This window comes from Streptomyces sp. CNH287 (genome assembly GCF_000424825.1).
Genome location: NZ_AUKQ01000015.1, coordinates 146,701 through 162,534, shown reverse-complemented (window position 1 = coordinate 162,534; position 15,834 = coordinate 146,701). Strand labels below are relative to the sequence as shown.

Below are 15,834 nucleotides of genomic sequence, written 5' to 3'. Positions count from 1 at the left end.
CCACCCCCGGAGCGCCGCGACGCCCCTGGGCGACCAGTGCCTACAGCAGCGGACCGAGCCCTGAGGCAGGCCCGCGAACGGCGCGCAGCATGGCAGCGAGAACCGGCCCGTCCGCCGCAGGCCGCTGCACGCTGATCTGCTCGTAGCCCCATCCCTCGTACAACGCTTTGACCTTGCCGCTTCCCGCCAGCGGATTGACCAGGAGTGAGACTTGCTCCTCCGCCCGGTTGGCGAGCAGTTCATCGTGGATACGGCGCGCGGTACCGGTGCCGCGCCATGTCGCCCGCAACATGATCTCCTTGAGGGCAACGGTGCGCCGCTCGGCGCAGCCGTCGGGCACAGGGGTGGCCATCCGCCGCCACCAGCGGTCATCCGGCTGAAGGCTGTTGACGTAGGCGTACCCCACCGGCTCATCGCCGTCGAACCCGACGACCACCTCCCAGCCCGGTTCCGAAGCGTGCCTCGCGAGCCGCTCCCCGTATCGCTCCACTGAGTAGTGGGGCTTGTGGAGTTGGTCAGCGCGTACCTCGGCATACACGTCAATCAGCGTGTTCCACACCCCGTCAACGTCGGTGTAGCGGTGCAACTCGACGCCTTCGCTCATCCCTGGAGGCTCCTTCGGCTGTCACGGGCATGCTGGTCCCAGCTGCGTGTGCAGGGGCTGGACGGCGCACTGATGCGTAGCGCGTTGCCGAAATCGTGCAGCATGCCCGCTACACGGGGGTGCTGCCCGATCGGATCAGCGGGGATGGACATGGCCGTGGACACAGCTGGTTCCAGGTCACCTTGGCCCAGCTGGGCGTGAGCGAGGCGTGCACTGGTGATGGCGCGAGTGCGCTGCATCTCAGGCCGGAGCAGGGCCAAGCTGCGGTGCGCATGGGCCTCGGCGCCCTCATAGTCACCCAGAGCCAGGCAAGCGGCCAAAGCCAGGTTCTCCAACTCCGCCTGGTCGTAGAAGGCGTTCATCCACACAGGGCGACGCTCCGCGGGGTCGGCTTGCTGAAGTGCATGCTGAGCATGCCCGATGGCCTGGCGCACTGCGCGCGCATCCCCGGTCAAGCCGCAGATCGCTGCATGCCGGGCGTGACCGAGAGACGCGAACAGCGGGTCGCGCCGGGCAATGGGCAGGCGGCGGGCCACGTCGTTGGCGGCCAGCGCGTCCGATGGGCGGGCCATGTGACGGTACATGCTGCCCGCATGGGACCAGATGCGGAACTGGATGGTGGGATCAGCCGACATCAGGGCCAGGCTGGACGCCCGGCCGAAGTGGCGCTGAGCGGCGTCGAAGCGGCGGCCGTCAATAGCGGCCCACATCGCGCTGGACATGAAGGATGCCGCGCAGCCGTACAGGGCGCCGCGCACCCGCTGGCTGACGCTGCCACGCGCCTGGAGTGCGAGGGCTTCCCCGGCGAGCGCGGAGGCTTGTGTCTCGATCGTGAGCCTGCCCCCGTGCCGGTGGTCATTGGCGATGACGAGCGCGAACTTGGAGAGCAGCCGCTGTACATCGCTGCTGCCCACGCGCGGCTGCGCGCCGTAGGAGGCGGGGCGGTGGCGGCCACGGCCGCTCCGGCGGAGGCGCTGACGAAGCGACGGCGGTGCACAGGGTCCTCCGATGGTGCTGTGCGCGAGGAGTCGGCTCCTCGTGGAATGAAGCCCAGTTCGGTCACCGGGCAGTCGAATACTGCCTCTAACGCGGCCCGCTGCCGGGGGTGAGGCCATCGGGATTTACCGCTCAGCCAGTGGCGGACGGTTCGGTCACCGACGGTCCCCTCGTGACCGGCGATCCGTAGTTCGGCATTCACCGCATCGGCCAATTCCACCTGCGTGAAGCCGGATTCCGACATGTGCACCTTCAGGCTCTCGTTGCCCTCCATCTGCTCACCGTATGCACGACACCAGTCGGGAGGAAACCGAAGGGCTCGGAAATTTCCGGTTGCCGAAGGCGCGCAAGCCGTCCGCATTTCCTCACGCTACGCAGTCCCGGGTCGTTGGGTTGTGCACGGCCCGCCCTCCACAGAGGGCTTCGGCGGCCGGAAGAGATGCCTACCCGCCGTTTCCACACGCAGAGGTCCTGATGACCATGAGCACAGCAGCCCGGCCCACAGCCACCGGCCGCCCCGGCTACTCCGAAACCTTGCCGCGCGAGCCGGAGAGCGCACAGGCCGCCCGTCGTCTCGTGCGCACCGCGCTTTCCGCCTGGGGCCTCGAACAACTGACGGAGGCAGGCGCGCTGGTCGCGACCGAGCTGGTGGCCAATGCCGTGCACCATGCTCGGGGCCGCTCCTTCCGCGTGCTCGTCGCCCGCACGGACGGCGGTCTCGTACGCGTGGCTGTGGCGGACAAGTCCCACACGCTGCCGGCACTCCGGCTCGCCGAGGAGAACGAAGTGGACGGGCGTGGCCTGGCGCTCGTGGACGCGCTGACGAGCAATTGGGGCACCGACCTCAAGGCATGGGGCAAATGTGTCTGGGCCGAACTGCAAACGGAGGGCGGCAAGGTGAACAGCATCCCCTTCCCCCGCGAAGAGATCCACGAGCAGATCCGCGAAAAGTCAAGGGAGGCATGCGGTGCATGATCTGATTGCAGCGCCGTTCCGAGGTCAGCACCTCATCCTGCGCCCCGGCAGCAAACGCGCGGTCAAGGTGGGTAACGCGAAGTTCGCCGAACTGGAGCGCGCGCGAGCGAGTGGGCGAACGCTGCCCGGCTGGCTCGTGGACACGGCACGTCGCACCTGGGACCTGGACACGTCCGGACGCCCGGCGCAGGCGGCCGTAATCGTCCGAGAATCCGGACCGTACGGATTCAGCCGCGCGACGTGGGAGATCAATCTCGGCTGCGACTTCGACTGTGAACACTGCTACCTGGGTGAGAAGCGGTTCGAAGGTCTGGGCTGGGACGGCAAGGCCCGGCTTCTCCACGTCATGCGGGACGCGGGAGTGGTCTGGCTCCAGATCACCGGCGGCGAGCCGTTGGTCGATCCGCAGTTCCCCGCCGCGTATCAGCTCGCCCATGAGCTGGGCATGCAACTGGAGTTGCTGTCCAACGGATCGCAGCTCGGCAAACCCAGGGTGCTGGAACTGCTGACCGCGCTGCCGCCCGTGAAGATGTCCCTGAGCGTCTACGGAGCGAGCGCTGAGACCTACGACGGGGTGACCCGACGGCGCGGCGCGTTCCATCGGTTCACTCGGGGGCTGGAAGCCGCCATCGCCGCCCGGCTGAACGTGGACCTCAGCCTGATCATCACCCACCGCAACGCGCACGAGTCCGACGCTATGCGCGCCTGGGCGGACCGGCTCGGCGTACCGCACCGCGTGTACGCCAACATCTCCCCGACCATCCACGGCGGGGCAGAATCCCTGCCCGCACAGTCACCGGAGCACCTGACCCACCGGCCGCTGTTCACCGGATGCCCAGCCGGTCACGCGTTCTTTCACGCCGACCCGTTCGGCCGGGCGTCGATGTGCAAGGTGGGCCGCGAGCCGAACGTCGACCTCCCAGCCGAAGGCGTGGCCGGGCTCGCCCGCCTCGGCGCGATCGCTGATTCCCTCATGCTTCGCACCGGAGGATGCAGCGGCTGCCAGCTCTCCGGCAACTGCCGGGTCTGTCGGCCGATGGCAAAGGTCTTCCAGGAGGCGAAGGCACCGCTCCACAGCTACTGCCAACACCGAATGAAGGAGAGCGAAATATGACCGTCATGGTCGAAATGACCCCGACACGCACCGTCGAGGACCCGGAGGAAGTCGCGATCATCGAGGACGTGGAGACCTACACCGCCGCGTCCCAGCCGGGGTGCAACGACGACAACCCGTACCGCTGACACAGCGTCGACGCCGAGTGACCGAGTAGGGCCAGGGCCATGGCGTGCGCCATGGCCCTGCGCCGCTCCGTGGGAGGCTCCTGTCATGCCGACCGCCCGCCTGACCGACGTCCCCGCTGACGTACGCTCCGCCCTGACGGAGACCACCGGCCGCGTGCTGAGGATGGAGCCGGTGAGCTCCGGGTTCAACAGCGAGATCGCCGCCCGCGTGCACACCGAGAGCGGAACGTTCTTCGTGAAGGGCCTGCGCACCGACCATCCTCGGGTGTGGACCCAGCAGCGCGAAGCCGAGATCAACCCGCATGTCTCCGGCATCGCTCCACGACTGCTGTGGCGTCTCAAGGCCGCCGGGTGGGACCTGCTGGGATTCGAGGCTGTGGACGGTCACCACGCCGACTACTCGCCCAGCTCCCCGGACGTGCCGCTCGTCGCCTCCGCGCTGCGGCACCTGGGTGAGCTGCCGTGCCCGGAGCTGCCGCTCAAGACGATGCCGGGTCGGATGGCCGACTACTGCGACGCCCCGGAGCTGTTCGCCGGAGACCGGCTTCTCCACACCGACTGGAACCACACCAACGCCCTGGTCCTGGACGGGCGTACAGTGCTGGTGGACTGGGCGTGGGCGTCCAGGGGAGCCGGGTGGATCGACCCCGCGCTGTGGTTGCTCTGGCTCATCGCCGCGGGCCACACCGCAGGCCAGGCCGAGTGCTGGGCTGCCACGCTCCCGGCGTGGGAGACGGCACCCCGGGAAGCCGTGGACGCCTTCGCGACCGCGAGCGCCTGTCTGTGGCAGGACATCGCGGAGGCGGACCCGGGCCCGTGGACCCGGCGTATGGAGGCGGCAGCGGCGACGTGGGCGCGGCACCGTCGCCGCACGCGGGCGCAGCTGGAGCGCGGGTGAGCAGCGAAGCGGGGAGAACTTGGTGGAGTGGCTCGACACGGACTTCGGTTATTACGCGTTGTGTCCTGAGCGGTATCTGCCGAACTGGCAGGGCACCGAGGCGGACCCGGTGGGGACGGAGTACGTCGGGTGCGTCGTCGTGCCTGGTCACGGCGATGTGCTGACCCTGGGAGGGGAACCGTCGGCCGTCACCTTCCTCGACCGCACCAGGACGTTCATCCGATGGCATGCGGCCGAGGACGACGCCGGGCTGGAGGACGCGGTGGAGCGGAGCATGGCCTCGGACGCATGGCAGGGCGTCCTCGACGTCACCCTCGGCGGTCGCTACCTCCTGCTGGACTCCGCTGCTCGCGGTGACGAGGTCGGCGAGGCCGAGCTGATCCGGGTGGATGTTCCCGGCGGGCGCTATCGCGTGCAGTCGCTCTCCCTCGAACCGTCCGAGAACGCGTCGTTCATGCTGGAGCGGCTGCTGCGGCTGTGACGCGCGGTCAGGCAGGGCGCACGGGGTCGTCATCGGCCGACGGAGGCCCCGTCGGGGGTCCGGCCGGGGGTCCGGCCGCAGGAGGCGTCGGGGGCAGCGGCGGGGGTGTGGGCGGACGAAGGGGGAAGTCGGGCATCAGGCCGCCCGAGGCTTCCTTGAGCGCGGCCCATCGGGTGCGGCGGGTGGCGGTGTTGTGCCAGTCGGCGGCCGGGTCGGCGGCCGTGCCGGTTGCCGGGTCGGGGGGCGCGAGCACCGGCAGCCGCAGCGCGGCGCGCAGCCGCCAGCCGCGTACGGCCAGCGCCGCCGGGGTGCCCGCCAGCGCCGCCCACCCCAGCGCCGCCGCGCCGCACAGCCACCAGCTGGGCCCGAGCCGGGCCAGCCGTCCGGTGCCGAGCGCGCCGCCGGAGAGGGCCGCCAGCGCCGCCACCGCCACGCCGAACGCACCGGCCGCGAGCAGCGCCACCGCCACCGTGCCCCGTACGCCGCACGCCCCCGCCCGCTCCCCCGGCACCGGGACGCACCTGCGCGCCGCGTACCAGCCCAGGGCCAGCCCGGCGGCCAGCGGCACCGCGCCCGCCGCCCAGGTCCACGGCGTGCCAGGCCCTTCGCCGGGCAGTGCCGCGAACAGCGGGAAGGGCGGCAGCAGCGCGGGGTGGTCGGCGCCCAGCGGTCCGACCACGCTGTCGGTGCCCAGCGCGAAGCCGGGTCCGAGCCCGTACGCCGCCGCCCACACCACCGCGTTGGGCAGCAGCGCGGCCACCAGCAGCGGTACGGCGAGGTAGTCCGGCCAGGCGCCGGTGAGCTGGGTGACGGTGTGCCAGGCGGCGCCCGCGTGCCGGACGAGCCCGACGAGCAGCAGCAGCGCGCCGCCGCCCAGCAGTACGGCGAGCCCCGCGCCGGTCGCGCGCAGCGCGTCGGGCAGTTGGCGGCCGGTGACCAGGTCGCGTACGACGGCCGGGGCGTGGGCGCGGGTCAGCAGTCGCCGCAGGGACGGGTGCCCGCGCGACACCAGGGGGTTGCGGTCGCCGAGGGAGAGAGCCGCGATCACCGTCACCACCGCGACGAACAGCGGCAGCGCGAGCACCGCGCTGGGCACCCGCACGCGGAGCGGGCCGGTGGCGGCGTAGGCCGTGGTGGCGGCGCCCACCAGGAGGTAGCCGCCCGCCACCCATCCGGCCGTCCGCGCCGCGCTGCCGTCCGGGCCTCGGTGACGGCCGGTCAGGGCGCCCCGGGTCACCCGGAGGAGCAGCCGGCCCGGCAGGGCGGTCAGCAGCAGCGGCATGAGCGCGACGGGCGCGGGCACGCCGGACGGCGTGGCGGTGCGGACCAGTTGGGCGCCGTGGGCGAGAAGCCAGAGGTCGGCGGCGAGGTGCAGGGCCTCGGCGGGGCCGCTGCCGGAGGAGGGGGAGAGCACCCACAGCAGCAGCACGAGGACCACGAGGGCGCCCAGGCCGAGCCCGGCCGCGAGCGCGCCCGCCAGCAGCAGGCGCCTGCCGACGGGACGGGGACGGGCGGGGGGCCGGGGTTCGGTACCGCCGACCGGGTGCGTGGCCGGGCCGGTGTACGTCCGTTCGCTCACGCCGACATGCTCCCAACAACACACGTTTCGCCCAGGTAGCGCGCGAATCGTCGTGGTGTCGCCCAGTCTGGGACCATGCACCTTTTCACACGATATGAAGCGCAAGGTCCGCTGGCCGCCCACTGCGTGGAGAGGCAGGCATGACCGTCGTGACGAAAGCGAGACGCCGGCACAAGGCCAAGGTCAAAGCCAGGGCGAAGACCGGGAACGGGCGGCGGGAGCGGCTACGGGGGCCGGGGCGTACGGCGGCGGGCACGGTCCCCGCCCCGGCGGACGCGCGGTCCGAATCCGGGTCCGGGTCCGAGGCGGCGGAGACGGAGGCGGCGGTCGAGGCGGCAGCCGAGGCGGCGGCGGACACCGCGGCGGGCGAACCGGCGGGCGAACCGGCGGGCGAACCGGCCGCCGACGCCCCCGCCGAGCAAGCCTTCGACCTCCTCTACGCGCAGCACGCCCGCACGCTCACCCGCCAGGCGTACGTGCTCTGCGGCCACCGTCGCGTCGCCGAGCACGCCGTCACCCACGCCTTCCACCTCGCCTGGGAACGCTGGCCGGAAGTGGCCGTCGACAGCGACCCCGCCGGCTGGGTACGGGCCGCCGCGTACGAGTACGCCCTCTCGCCCTGGCACCGCTTCCACCCCCGCCGCCGCGAACCCCAGGCGCACCCGGGCCCGCCCGCCGACCGGGCGCTGCTCGAGGCCCTGCTGACGCTGCCCCGCGCGTACCGGCGGGCGCTGCTGCTGCACGACGGCCTCGGCATGAGCATCTCGTACACCGCGGCCGAGACGGAGGCGAGCATCCCGGCGACGTTCGGCCGGGTCTTCCACGCGCGGGAGGCGCTGACCGGCCTGGTGCCGGAGCTGCGGGACGCACCCGCCGAGCAGCGGCCCGAACTGATCGCGGACCGGCTGCGACTGCTGGCCGACGCACAGCCCGTCCGCACCCGCCCGCCCCAGGCCGTACGGACCGGGAGCGAGCACACCACCCGGCGCCGTACGCGGGCGGCGATGGGGCTGACCGCGCTGGTGGTGACGGCGGTGGCGGCGACCATGGTGACCGCCGAGACGCGTTCGGTCGACCCGGTGGATCAGCAGGAACCGGCCGCCACCCACGCGCCCGCGCCGGGCCCGGCGGCGGGCTCCGGGGAGAGCACGGGGGCGGACGCGGATGCGGCGGCGAACGCCGGACCGGGCGCCGAGGCGGACCCCGGGCCGGCGTGGGCGCCGCAGCTGCGCTCCGCCAACCACCGCGTGCACCTGGACGAGGAGGGCGCGCGGGCGCACTAGTGCCGGGACCCGCGCGATCGCCCCCGTCACGCCGACGGGCCCGCACCCCCCGGGCCGGGGGGTGCGGGCCCGTCGGCACGGTGCTGGCGGGCACCGTGCCGTGCCGTGTCACACGTCGCGTCGGTGCGGTCAGCCGCCGAGCAGCTCGCGCGCGAGCCGCGCCGTCTCGGACGGGGTCTTGCCGACCTTCACACCCGCGGCCTCCAGCGCCTCCTGCTTGGCCTGCGCCGTGCCGGAGGAGCCGGAGACGATGGCACCGGCGTGGCCCATCGTCTTGCCCTCGGGCGCGGTGAAGCCCGCGACGTAGCCGACGACCGGCTTGGTCACGTGCTCCTTGACGAAGTCGGCCGCACGCTCCTCCGCGTCGCCGCCGATCTCGCCGATCATCACGATCAGGTCGGTGTCGGGGTCGGCCTCGAACGCCTTGAGGGCGTCGATGTGGGTGGTGCCGATGACCGGGTCGCCGCCGATGCCCACGCAGGTGGAGAAGCCGATGTCGCGCAGCTCGTACATCATCTGGTAGGTCAGCGTGCCCGACTTCGACACCAGGCCGATGCGGCCCGGCTTGGTGATGTCGGCCGGGATGATGCCCGCGTTGGACTGGCCCGGGGTGATGAGACCGGGGCAGTTGGGGCCGATGATGCGCGTCTTGTGGTCCTTCTGACCCGCGTACGCCCAGAAGGCGGCGGAGTCGTGCACCGCGATGCCCTCGGTGATCACCACGGCGAGCGGGATCTCGGCGTCGATGGCCTCGATGACCGCGCTCTTGGTGAACTTCTCCGGGACGAACACGACGGTCACGTCCGCGCCGGTGGCCTCCATGGCCTCCTTGACGCTGCCGAAGACCGGCACCTCCGTGCCGTCGAAGTCAACGGTCGTGCCCGCCTTGCGGGGGTTCACGCCGCCGACGATGTTGGTGCCCGAGGCAAGCATGCGCTTGGTGTGCTTCTGGCCCTCGGAGCCGGTCATCCCCTGGACGATGACCTTGCTTTCCTTCGTGAGGAAGATAGCCATGGTTTTCGGTGTCCTGAGTCCTTTGTCGTGTCGGAGATACGCCGGAAACTACTGCGCGGCCAGCTCGGCGGCGCGGTCGGCCGCTCCGTCCATGGTGTCCACCTGCTGCACGAGCGGGTGGGCCGCATCGGTGAGGATCTTGCGACCCAGCTCCGCGTTGTTGCCGTCGAGGCGTACGACCAGCGGCTTGGTGACGTCCTCGCCCTTGGACTTGAGCAGCTCCAGGGCCTGGACGATGCCGTTGGCGACGGCGTCGCAGGCGGTGATGCCGCCGAAGACGTTGACGAAGACGGACCGGACGTCCGGGTCGCCGAGGATGATCTCCAGGCCGTTCGCCATCACCTCGGCGGAGGCGCCGCCGCCGATGTCCAGGAAGTTGGCGGGCTTGACGTTCTTGTGGGCCTCACCGGCGTAGGCGACGACGTCGAGGGTGGACATGACCAGCCCCGCGCCGTTCCCGATGATGCCGACCTGGCCGTCGAGCTTGACGTAGTTGAGGCCCTTGGCCTTGGCCGCCGCCTCCAGCGGGTTGGCCGCCGCCTTGTCCTCCAGCGCCGCGTGGTCCGGCTGGCGGAACTCGGCGTTGGCGTCCAGGGACACCTTGCCGTCCAGCGCGATGACCTTGCCGTCAGCCGTCTTGACCAGCGGGTTCACCTCGACCAGGAGGGCGTCCTCCTTGATGAAGACGTCCCACAGCTTCTGGAGGACGTTGACCACCTGGTCGGTCAGCTCGGCCGGGAACTTCGCGGCGGCGACGATCTCGCGCGCCTTCGCCTCCGTCACGCCCTCGATGGCGTCGACGGGGATCTTGGCCAGCGCCTCGGGCTTGGTGGCCGCGACCTCCTCGATCTCGACACCGCCCTCGACGGACGCCATCGCCAGGAAGGTCCGGTTGGTGCGGTCCAGCAGGAAGGAGACGTAGTACTCCTCGGCGATGTCGGCGGTCTGGGCGAGCATCACCTTGTGGACCGTGTGGCCCTTGATGTCCATGCCCAGGATCTGGCCCGCCTTCTCGACGGCGTCGGCCGGGTCGGCGGCCAGCTTCACGCCGCCCGCCTTGCCCCGGCCACCGGTCTTGACCTGCGCCTTGACGACCGCGCGACCGCCGAGTCGCTCGGTCACCTCGCGCGCCGCCTCCGGTGCCTCGATGACTTCACCGGCCAGCACCGGTACGTCATGCTTGGCGAAGATGTCCCTCGCCTGATACTCGAACAGGTCCACGCGCGTACGTCCCCTTAATCAGTGGTATCGCGGTCGTTGTCAGCGTGGGCGTGCCGCAGGGCCGCGGCTTCACCGGGGGCGCGCGGCATGTCCGCCTTGCAGGTTAGCCCCGCCTGTGTGCACCGCATAAATTCCAGCTCACAACGGCGCGGTGAGACCGGTCACAGCAGATGTCCGGGGGCACTACGGGAAGCACGCCTCGTGTCCGCCGCCCCCTGGCGCGCCCATGGGTCGCGGGGCGGCCCGCAGGTGGAGGCCCGCAGGTGGCGGGAGCCCTCGGGTCAGGGCAGTGCTCGGGTCAGGGCAGCGGCAGCATGCCGGGCAGGTCCGCCGGGTTGCCGGGCACCGTGGGGACGCCGGGAATCCGCGGGACGGCCGGGGTGACGGGCAGCTCCGGCAGCGAGAGCGGCAGCACGCTCGCCGAGGGCACGCCCGGGACGAGGGAGGGCACGCCGACGCCCGAGCCCTCGGGCACGGCGGGCACCGCGTCCTGCACGTTCTCGACGGCGCCCGCGAGCACCGGCTGGAGGACGGACTCCCGCCCCTGCCCGCCGCCGTCCGCGCCGTCCGCCTGGGCGGTGGCGGTGCCGAGGGCCAGCAGGCCGCCCGCGGTGGCCAGCACCGCCAGGGCACGGTGGGTGTTCCTGCGCATCGCTGCCTCGCTCCGCGAACCGGTCGGGCACCGCGCCCGGGCGGACGCGGCACGGCTGCGACCCTGCACGGCCGCGGCCGGGGGCGCAACGGGCCTCACGACACGTTCACCACTCCCCACCGCGCCCCGCACCGGCCACACGGGGCACGGGGGGGGCACGGGGGCTGCCTCCCGTCAGCCCGCCTCCGGCACCGGCAGCGGGCGCTTCTCTATCGCCGCCGCCATCACGTCCGGGAAGTGGTCAGGCGTGCAGGCGAACGCCGGTGCGCCCAGGGCGGCCAGCGCCGCCGCGTGCTCCCGGTCGTACGAGGGCGCGCCCTCGTCGGAGAGGGCGAGGAGCGTCACGAACTGGACGCCGGACGCCTTCATCGCGGCCACCCGCTTGAGCATCTCGTCCCGGATGCCGCCCTCGTAGAGGTCGCTGATGAGCACGACGACCGTCTCCGCCGGACGGCTGATCTGCGACTGGCAGTACGCGAGCGCGCGGTTGATGTCCGTACCGCCGCCGAGCTGGGTGCCGAAGAGGACGTCGACCGGGTCGTCGAGGTCGTCGGTCAGGTCCACGACGTTGGTGTCGAAGACGACGAGCCGGGTGCTGATCGACCGCATCGAGGCGAGCACGGCGCCGAACACCGACGCGTAGACGACGGAGGCGGCCATCGAGCCGGACTGGTCGATGCAGAGGATGACGTCCTTCTTCACGGCCTGCGACGCCCGCCCGTAGCCGATGAGCCGCTCGGGGACGACCGTGCGGTACTCCGGCAGGTAGTTCTTGAGGTTGGCGCGGATCGTACGGTTCCAGTCGATGTCCTGGTGGCGGGGGCGGCTGACCCGGGCCGAGCGGTCGAGCGCGCCGCCGAGGGTGGCGCGGGTGCGCGTCGCGAGCTTCTTCTCCAGCTCGGCGACGACCTTGCGCACCACCAGCCGGGCGGTCTCCTTGCTGGTCTCGGGCATCGCCTTGTTCAGCGAGAGGAGGGTGCCCACCAGATGGACGTCGGCCTCGACCGCCTCCAGCATCTCCGGCTCCAGCAGCAGCGCCGAGAGGCCGAGCCGGTCGATCGCGTCCCGCTGCATGACCTGCACGACGGAGCTGGGGAAGTACGTCCGGATGTCCCCCAGCCAGCGGGCCACCTTCGGCGCGGACGCGCCGAGCCCGGCCGAGCGCGGTCCCGTACGCCCGCCGGGCGCCGCGCCGTAGAGCGCCTCGAGTGTGCGGTCCATGGCGGCGTCCTTGCCGCTCAGCTCGCAGCCGGTGCCGTCCTCGGCCTGGCCGCCGCCGAGCACGAGCCGCCAGCGGCGCAGGCGCTCGGCGTCGGCCTCGGGGCCCTGGTGCCCGCCCTGGTGCTGGTGCTGGATCATGTCACCCTCCCGTGGTCACGCTGTGGTTCTTCTCCGCCACCGGGCCCAGCAGCAGCCGGAGCGTGGGCAGTACGGCGTCCGCCCGTGCGAGATCGAGGCCGGGGCCGAAGCCCGGGATGCCCTCCGCCGCGGGCACCGGGCCGCCGTCGCCCGGCCCGGCCGGGCGGCGCCGCACCAGCTCGCCGACCGTGCGCCGCACCCCGGGCTCGTACGCCGCGAACGTACGGCGCAGCAGCGGCAGTACGTCCGTGAAGGCGTCGGCGGGGACGCGCGCCAGCCAGCCGTCCACCAGCGACAGCAGCCGCCGGTCGTGGACCAGCAGCATGCCGCCCCCGGCGAGGAAGCCCTCGATCCAGGCCGCCGCCTCGGCGGGCGGCGTGCCCGGCGACAGCGCGAGCCCCATCAGCCGGGCCGCCTCGCCCTCCGCCAGCTGCCCGTCGTCCAGCAGCAGCCGCGTGCAGCGCCCGCGCACCAGCCCGGCCGTACGGTCCCGCGCGGCGAGCGTCCGCAGCACCGCGCGCCAGCGCGGGAGCAGCTCGTCCTCGCCTCCGCCCGCGCCGTCACCCGCGCTGCCGCCCGCCGCCCGCTCCGCGCGGGTCTGCGCCAGCAGGCCGACGGCCTGGTGCGCGGTGTCCAGGTGGCCGCGCAACTGCGCCGCGCCGTCGGCGTCCAGGCCCACGCAGGCCGGCGGCAGCCCGACGCAGACCCGCTCGGCGAGCCCGGCGGCCACCTCCGCGAGCGCCGCCGTGTCGGTGCCGCGGACGTCGCCGTACCGCACCGAGCGCACCAGCGGCGGCAGCGCCTGCGCCAGATGACCGACATCGGAGTCCAGCGCGGCACGGTCGGCCAGCGCCCGCATCACCATCGGCAGCGCGTCCGGCAGTTCCGCCAGCAGGCAGCGCTCGGCAAGCGCCGTGACGTCCGCCAGCGCCTCCGTGGTCACCGCCGCCGCCCGGGCCTTGGCCGTGGCCGCCGCGAGCACCGTGGTGCCCCACACCCCGGCCTCGGCTATCCGCACCGACAGCTCCGGCTCCCAGCCCAGCTGCCACGTCTCCCGGAACGTCCCCGTGCTCGCCGTACGCGAGCGCGCCGGGTCGCCCCAGTGCACGCCGAGCAGACGCAGCCGGTGCAGCAGGCGGCTGCGGGCGGCGTCGGTGTCCTTGCGCAGGTCCAGCTCCAGCTCGCGCTCGCGGGCCTCGGGCTTGAGCCGGAGTGTCCGCTGCTGCCGGGCCAGGTCGCGCTGCAACGGGACGGCGGGTGCGCCGTCGGGCACCTCGCCCAGGTCGTCACCGATGATCAGGCGGTCCTGGATGAGGGCGAGCGGCACGTCCGAGCCCTCGCACAGCACGGCACGCACCGCGTCGACCGTCTCGGCCAGACCGGCCAGCGGGCGGCCCCGCACGGCGGCGAGGGTCTCGGCCATCCGGACGGCCTCGATCACGTGCGCGGGCGAGACCGGGTGGTCCTCCTCCCGCAGAAGGCCGGCGACGCGCGTCATCCAGCGCTCCAGCGGGCGGTCCGGGGCCGCGAAGAGGTGGCCGTACCAGCCGGGTGAGGCGATTCCGGCGCCGTATCCGCTGCGGCGGCCGAGCCTGCGGTGCGTCCAGGGCACCCAGGTGACCTCGACCTTCGCCTTGGGCAGGCCCTTGAGGAGCTGCCGGTCGGCGGCAACGGTGACGGACCGGGCCAGCGCCGGGACGTGCCAGGCGCCGCAGACGACGGCGACGGCGTGCTCGCCGTGCTCGGCGAACTCCCGGCGCGCCTCGCGCAGGCGCAGCCGCATGTGCGCCTCGCGCACGAGGTCGCGGTGGTGCCCGCCGTGGCCGTGCACCTCGCGGAGCGCGGCCATGGCCTCGCCGAGCGCGAGGAAGGGCGCGTACGGATCGGAGGCGGCGGAGCCAGGGCCGGAGCCAGGGCCGGAGGCGGCGGGACCGGCCGGGAGCTGGTGCTCGACGACGTCCTCCCACCAGCGCTCGGGATCGTCGTACCCCGCGGTCTCGGCGAGCACGGCCAGCGGATCGAGCCGCAGCTCCTCGGCCGCCCCGGGCTCCCCGGACTCCCCGGACCCGCCCGGTGCCTCGACACCGGGTGCCTCGTCGTCCACGACCAGCGAGTGCGCGGCGGGCAGGTCGACGAAGCGCACCGGGACCCCGCGCTCCAGCGCCCAGCGGATGGCCACCCACTCCGGTGAGAAGTCGGCCAGCGGCCAGAACGCCGCCTTGCCGGGCTCCTCCAGCACATGCGCGAGCAGCGCGACCGGCGGGCGCATGGCCTCGTCCCCCGCCAGCGCCACGATTTCGTCCGCCTCCGGCGGGCCCTCGACCAGCAGCACCTTCGGGCCGTACGCCTCGAGCGCGGCGCGCACGGCACGGGCCGAGCCGGGGCCGTGGTGCCGCACCCCCAGCAGCAGCGGCCCGCCCGGGCCCGCCGGCCCGCTCACGCGGAGACCTCTCGGCAGGCACGGTAGAAGTCCTTCCAGCCCTCGCGCTCGCGGACCACCGCCTCCAGGTACTCCTGCCACACCGTCTGGTCCGCCGCAGGGTCCCGCACGACGGCGCCCAGGATGCCCGCGGCCACGTCGCTCGAGCGCAGCACGCCGTCCCCGAAGTGCGCCGCCAGCGCCAGGCCGCCGGTCACCACGGAGATCGCCTCGGCCGTCGAGAGCGTGCCCGAGGGTGACTTGACCTTCGTACGGCCGTCCGCCGTGACGCCCTCACGCAGCTCCCGGAAGACCGTGACCACGCGGCGGATCTCCTGGAGGCCGTCCGGCACGGAGGGCAGGTCCAGGGAGCGGCCGAGCTGGTCGACCCGGCGCGAGACGATGTCCACCTCGGCCTCCGCCGTGGCGGGCAGCGGCAGCACCACGGTGTTGAAGCGGCGGCGCAGCGCGCTGGACAGCTCGTTGACCCCCCGGTCGCGGTCGTTGGCGGTGGCGATCAGGTTGAAGCCGCGCACCGCCTGGGTCTCCTGGCCCAGCTCCGGAATGGGCAGCGTCTTCTCGGACAGCACCGTGATCAGGGTGTCCTGGACGTCCGCCGGTATGCGCGTCAGCTCCTCGACGCGGGCCGTCAGGCCCTCGGCCATGGCCCGCATCACCGGGCTGGGCACCAGCGCCTCGCGGCTGGGGCCGTGCGCCAGCAGCCGGGCGTAGTCCCAGCCGTAGCGGATGGCCTCCTCGGCGGTGCCCGCCGTGCCCTGGACCAGCAGTGTGGAGTCACCGCTGACGGCCGCCGCCAGATGCTCGGAGACCCAGGTCTTCGCCGTGCCGGGGACGCCGAGGAGCAGCAGCGCGCGGTCCGTGGCGAGCGTGCTGACGGCGACCTCGACGATGCGGCGCGGGCCCACGTACTTGGGCGTCACGACCGTGCCGTCCGCCAGGGTGCCGCCCAGCAGGTAGGTGGCGACGGCCCACGGCGAGAGCCGCCAACGCTCGGGGCGGGGCCGGTCGTCGGCTGCGGCGAGCGCTTTCAGCTCGCTCGCGAAGGCGTCCTCAGCGTGTGGGCGCAGGGCATGCGTCTCGGTCACAACTC

General features: G+C 73.0%; 15 protein-coding genes. 6 read left to right on the top strand and 9 right to left on the bottom strand.

Annotated elements, in window-relative coordinates; genetic code table 11:
- Positions 1-40 precede the first annotated feature (40 nt).
- Complete coding sequence (locus H299_RS0116900; RefSeq protein ID WP_027749360.1) at positions 41-604, bottom strand: hypothetical protein; 564 nt, start codon at positions 602-604, stop codon at positions 41-43.
- Positions 601-1,719: an NsdA family TPR-like regulatory protein gene (locus tag H299_RS34620; RefSeq protein WP_486587304.1), complete on the bottom strand. Its 1,119-nt coding sequence runs from the start codon at positions 1,717-1,719 to the stop codon at positions 601-603. Before H299_RS34620 ends, H299_RS0116900 begins: the two co-directional genes overlap by 4 nt.
- 361 nt (positions 1,720-2,080) lie before the next feature.
- On the opposite strand from H299_RS34620, the gene H299_RS34615 reads away from it, so the two are divergent.
- From H299_RS34615 to H299_RS0116870, 5 genes are all read left to right on the top strand, one after another.
- Positions 2,081-2,575, top strand: coding sequence for an ATP-binding protein (locus tag H299_RS34615; protein ID WP_199782459.1), 495 nt, complete (start codon positions 2,081-2,083; stop codon positions 2,573-2,575).
- On the top strand, positions 2,568-3,689 hold the full coding sequence (locus H299_RS0116885; protein WP_027749359.1) for a radical SAM protein: 1,122 nt from the start codon (positions 2,568-2,570) through the stop codon (positions 3,687-3,689). Before H299_RS34615 ends, H299_RS0116885 begins: the two co-directional genes overlap by 8 nt.
- The gene (locus H299_RS40490) at positions 3,686-3,817 is read left to right on the top strand and encodes a hypothetical protein (protein ID WP_486587303.1); all 132 of its coding nucleotides are present in this window, start codon (positions 3,686-3,688) and stop codon (positions 3,815-3,817) included. The genes H299_RS0116885 and H299_RS40490 overlap by 4 nt, the downstream gene beginning before the upstream one ends.
- 85 nt (positions 3,818-3,902) lie before the next feature.
- The gene (locus H299_RS0116875; RefSeq protein WP_027749358.1) at positions 3,903-4,715 is read left to right on the top strand and encodes a hypothetical protein; all 813 of its coding nucleotides are present in this window, start codon (positions 3,903-3,905) and stop codon (positions 4,713-4,715) included.
- 22 nt (positions 4,716-4,737) lie between these two features.
- Positions 4,738-5,196 carry an Imm21 family immunity protein gene (locus H299_RS0116870; RefSeq protein ID WP_027749357.1) on the top strand — a complete coding sequence of 153 codons (459 nt, stop codon included), beginning with the start codon at positions 4,738-4,740 and terminating at the stop codon, positions 5,194-5,196.
- Between the two features lie 7 nt (positions 5,197-5,203).
- On the opposite strand, the gene H299_RS34610 is transcribed toward H299_RS0116870, so the two are convergent.
- Positions 5,204-6,775, bottom strand: a complete 1,572-nt coding sequence (locus H299_RS34610; RefSeq protein ID WP_051262550.1) for a cell division protein PerM — start codon at positions 6,773-6,775, stop codon at positions 5,204-5,206.
- A gap of 140 nt (positions 6,776-6,915) precedes the next feature.
- Here H299_RS34610 and H299_RS39970 point away from each other — a divergent pair, with 140 nt between their 5' ends.
- Positions 6,916-8,058, top strand: a complete 1,143-nt coding sequence (locus H299_RS39970; RefSeq protein WP_051262549.1) for a sigma factor-like helix-turn-helix DNA-binding protein — start codon at positions 6,916-6,918, stop codon at positions 8,056-8,058.
- 129 nt (positions 8,059-8,187) lie between these two features.
- On the opposite strand, the gene sucD is transcribed toward H299_RS39970, so the two are convergent.
- The 6 genes from sucD to H299_RS0116830 form a co-directional block, all read right to left on the bottom strand.
- Positions 8,188-9,072: a succinate--CoA ligase subunit alpha gene (gene sucD / locus H299_RS0116855; RefSeq protein ID WP_027749356.1), complete on the bottom strand. Its 885-nt coding sequence runs from the start codon at positions 9,070-9,072 to the stop codon at positions 8,188-8,190.
- Positions 9,073-9,120: 48 nt separating this feature from the next.
- On the bottom strand, positions 9,121-10,293 hold the full coding sequence (gene sucC / locus H299_RS0116850; RefSeq protein WP_027749355.1) for an ADP-forming succinate--CoA ligase subunit beta: 1,173 nt from the start codon (positions 10,291-10,293) through the stop codon (positions 9,121-9,123).
- A 298-nt stretch (positions 10,294-10,591) separates the two neighbouring features.
- Positions 10,592-10,945, bottom strand: coding sequence for a hypothetical protein (locus H299_RS0116845; RefSeq protein WP_027749354.1), 354 nt, complete (start codon positions 10,943-10,945; stop codon positions 10,592-10,594).
- A gap of 174 nt (positions 10,946-11,119) precedes the next feature.
- Positions 11,120-12,304, bottom strand: coding sequence for a VWA domain-containing protein (locus H299_RS0116840; protein WP_027749353.1), 1,185 nt, complete (start codon positions 12,302-12,304; stop codon positions 11,120-11,122).
- A gap of 1 nt (position 12,305) precedes the next feature.
- Positions 12,306-14,744 (bottom strand): DUF5682 family protein, encoded by a 2,439-nt coding sequence (locus H299_RS0116835; RefSeq protein ID WP_037759324.1) that lies wholly within the window; start codon positions 14,742-14,744, stop codon positions 12,306-12,308.
- Positions 14,741-15,829, bottom strand: coding sequence for an ATP-binding protein (locus H299_RS0116830; RefSeq protein ID WP_027749351.1), 1,089 nt, complete (start codon positions 15,827-15,829; stop codon positions 14,741-14,743). Before H299_RS0116830 ends, H299_RS0116835 begins: the two co-directional genes overlap by 4 nt.
- Between the last annotated feature and the right edge of the window lie 5 nt (positions 15,830-15,834).

What these genes read in the sequence shown, in the direction of transcription:
- H299_RS0116900 (WP_027749360.1), bottom strand. Translation starts at nt 604, where the DNA reads ATGAGCGAAGGCGTCGAGTTGCACCGCTACACCGACGTTGACGGGGTG.
- H299_RS34620 (WP_486587304.1), bottom strand. Translation starts at nt 1,719, where the DNA reads ATGGCCTCACCCCCGGCAGCGGGCCGCGTTAGAGGCAGTATTCGACTG.
- H299_RS34615 (WP_199782459.1), top strand. Translation starts at nt 2,081, where the DNA reads ATGAGCACAGCAGCCCGGCCCACAGCCACCGGCCGCCCCGGCTACTCC.
- H299_RS40490 (WP_486587303.1), top strand. Translation starts at nt 3,686, where the DNA reads ATGACCGTCATGGTCGAAATGACCCCGACACGCACCGTCGAGGACCCG.
- H299_RS0116875 (WP_027749358.1), top strand. Translation starts at nt 3,903, where the DNA reads ATGCCGACCGCCCGCCTGACCGACGTCCCCGCTGACGTACGCTCCGCC.
- H299_RS39970 (WP_051262549.1), top strand. Translation starts at nt 6,916, where the DNA reads ATGACCGTCGTGACGAAAGCGAGACGCCGGCACAAGGCCAAGGTCAAA.
- sucD (WP_027749356.1), bottom strand. Translation starts at nt 9,072, where the DNA reads ATGGCTATCTTCCTCACGAAGGAAAGCAAGGTCATCGTCCAGGGGATG.
- H299_RS0116845 (WP_027749354.1), bottom strand. Translation starts at nt 10,945, where the DNA reads ATGCGCAGGAACACCCACCGTGCCCTGGCGGTGCTGGCCACCGCGGGC.
- H299_RS0116840 (WP_027749353.1), bottom strand. Translation starts at nt 12,304, where the DNA reads ATGATCCAGCACCAGCACCAGGGCGGGCACCAGGGCCCCGAGGCCGAC.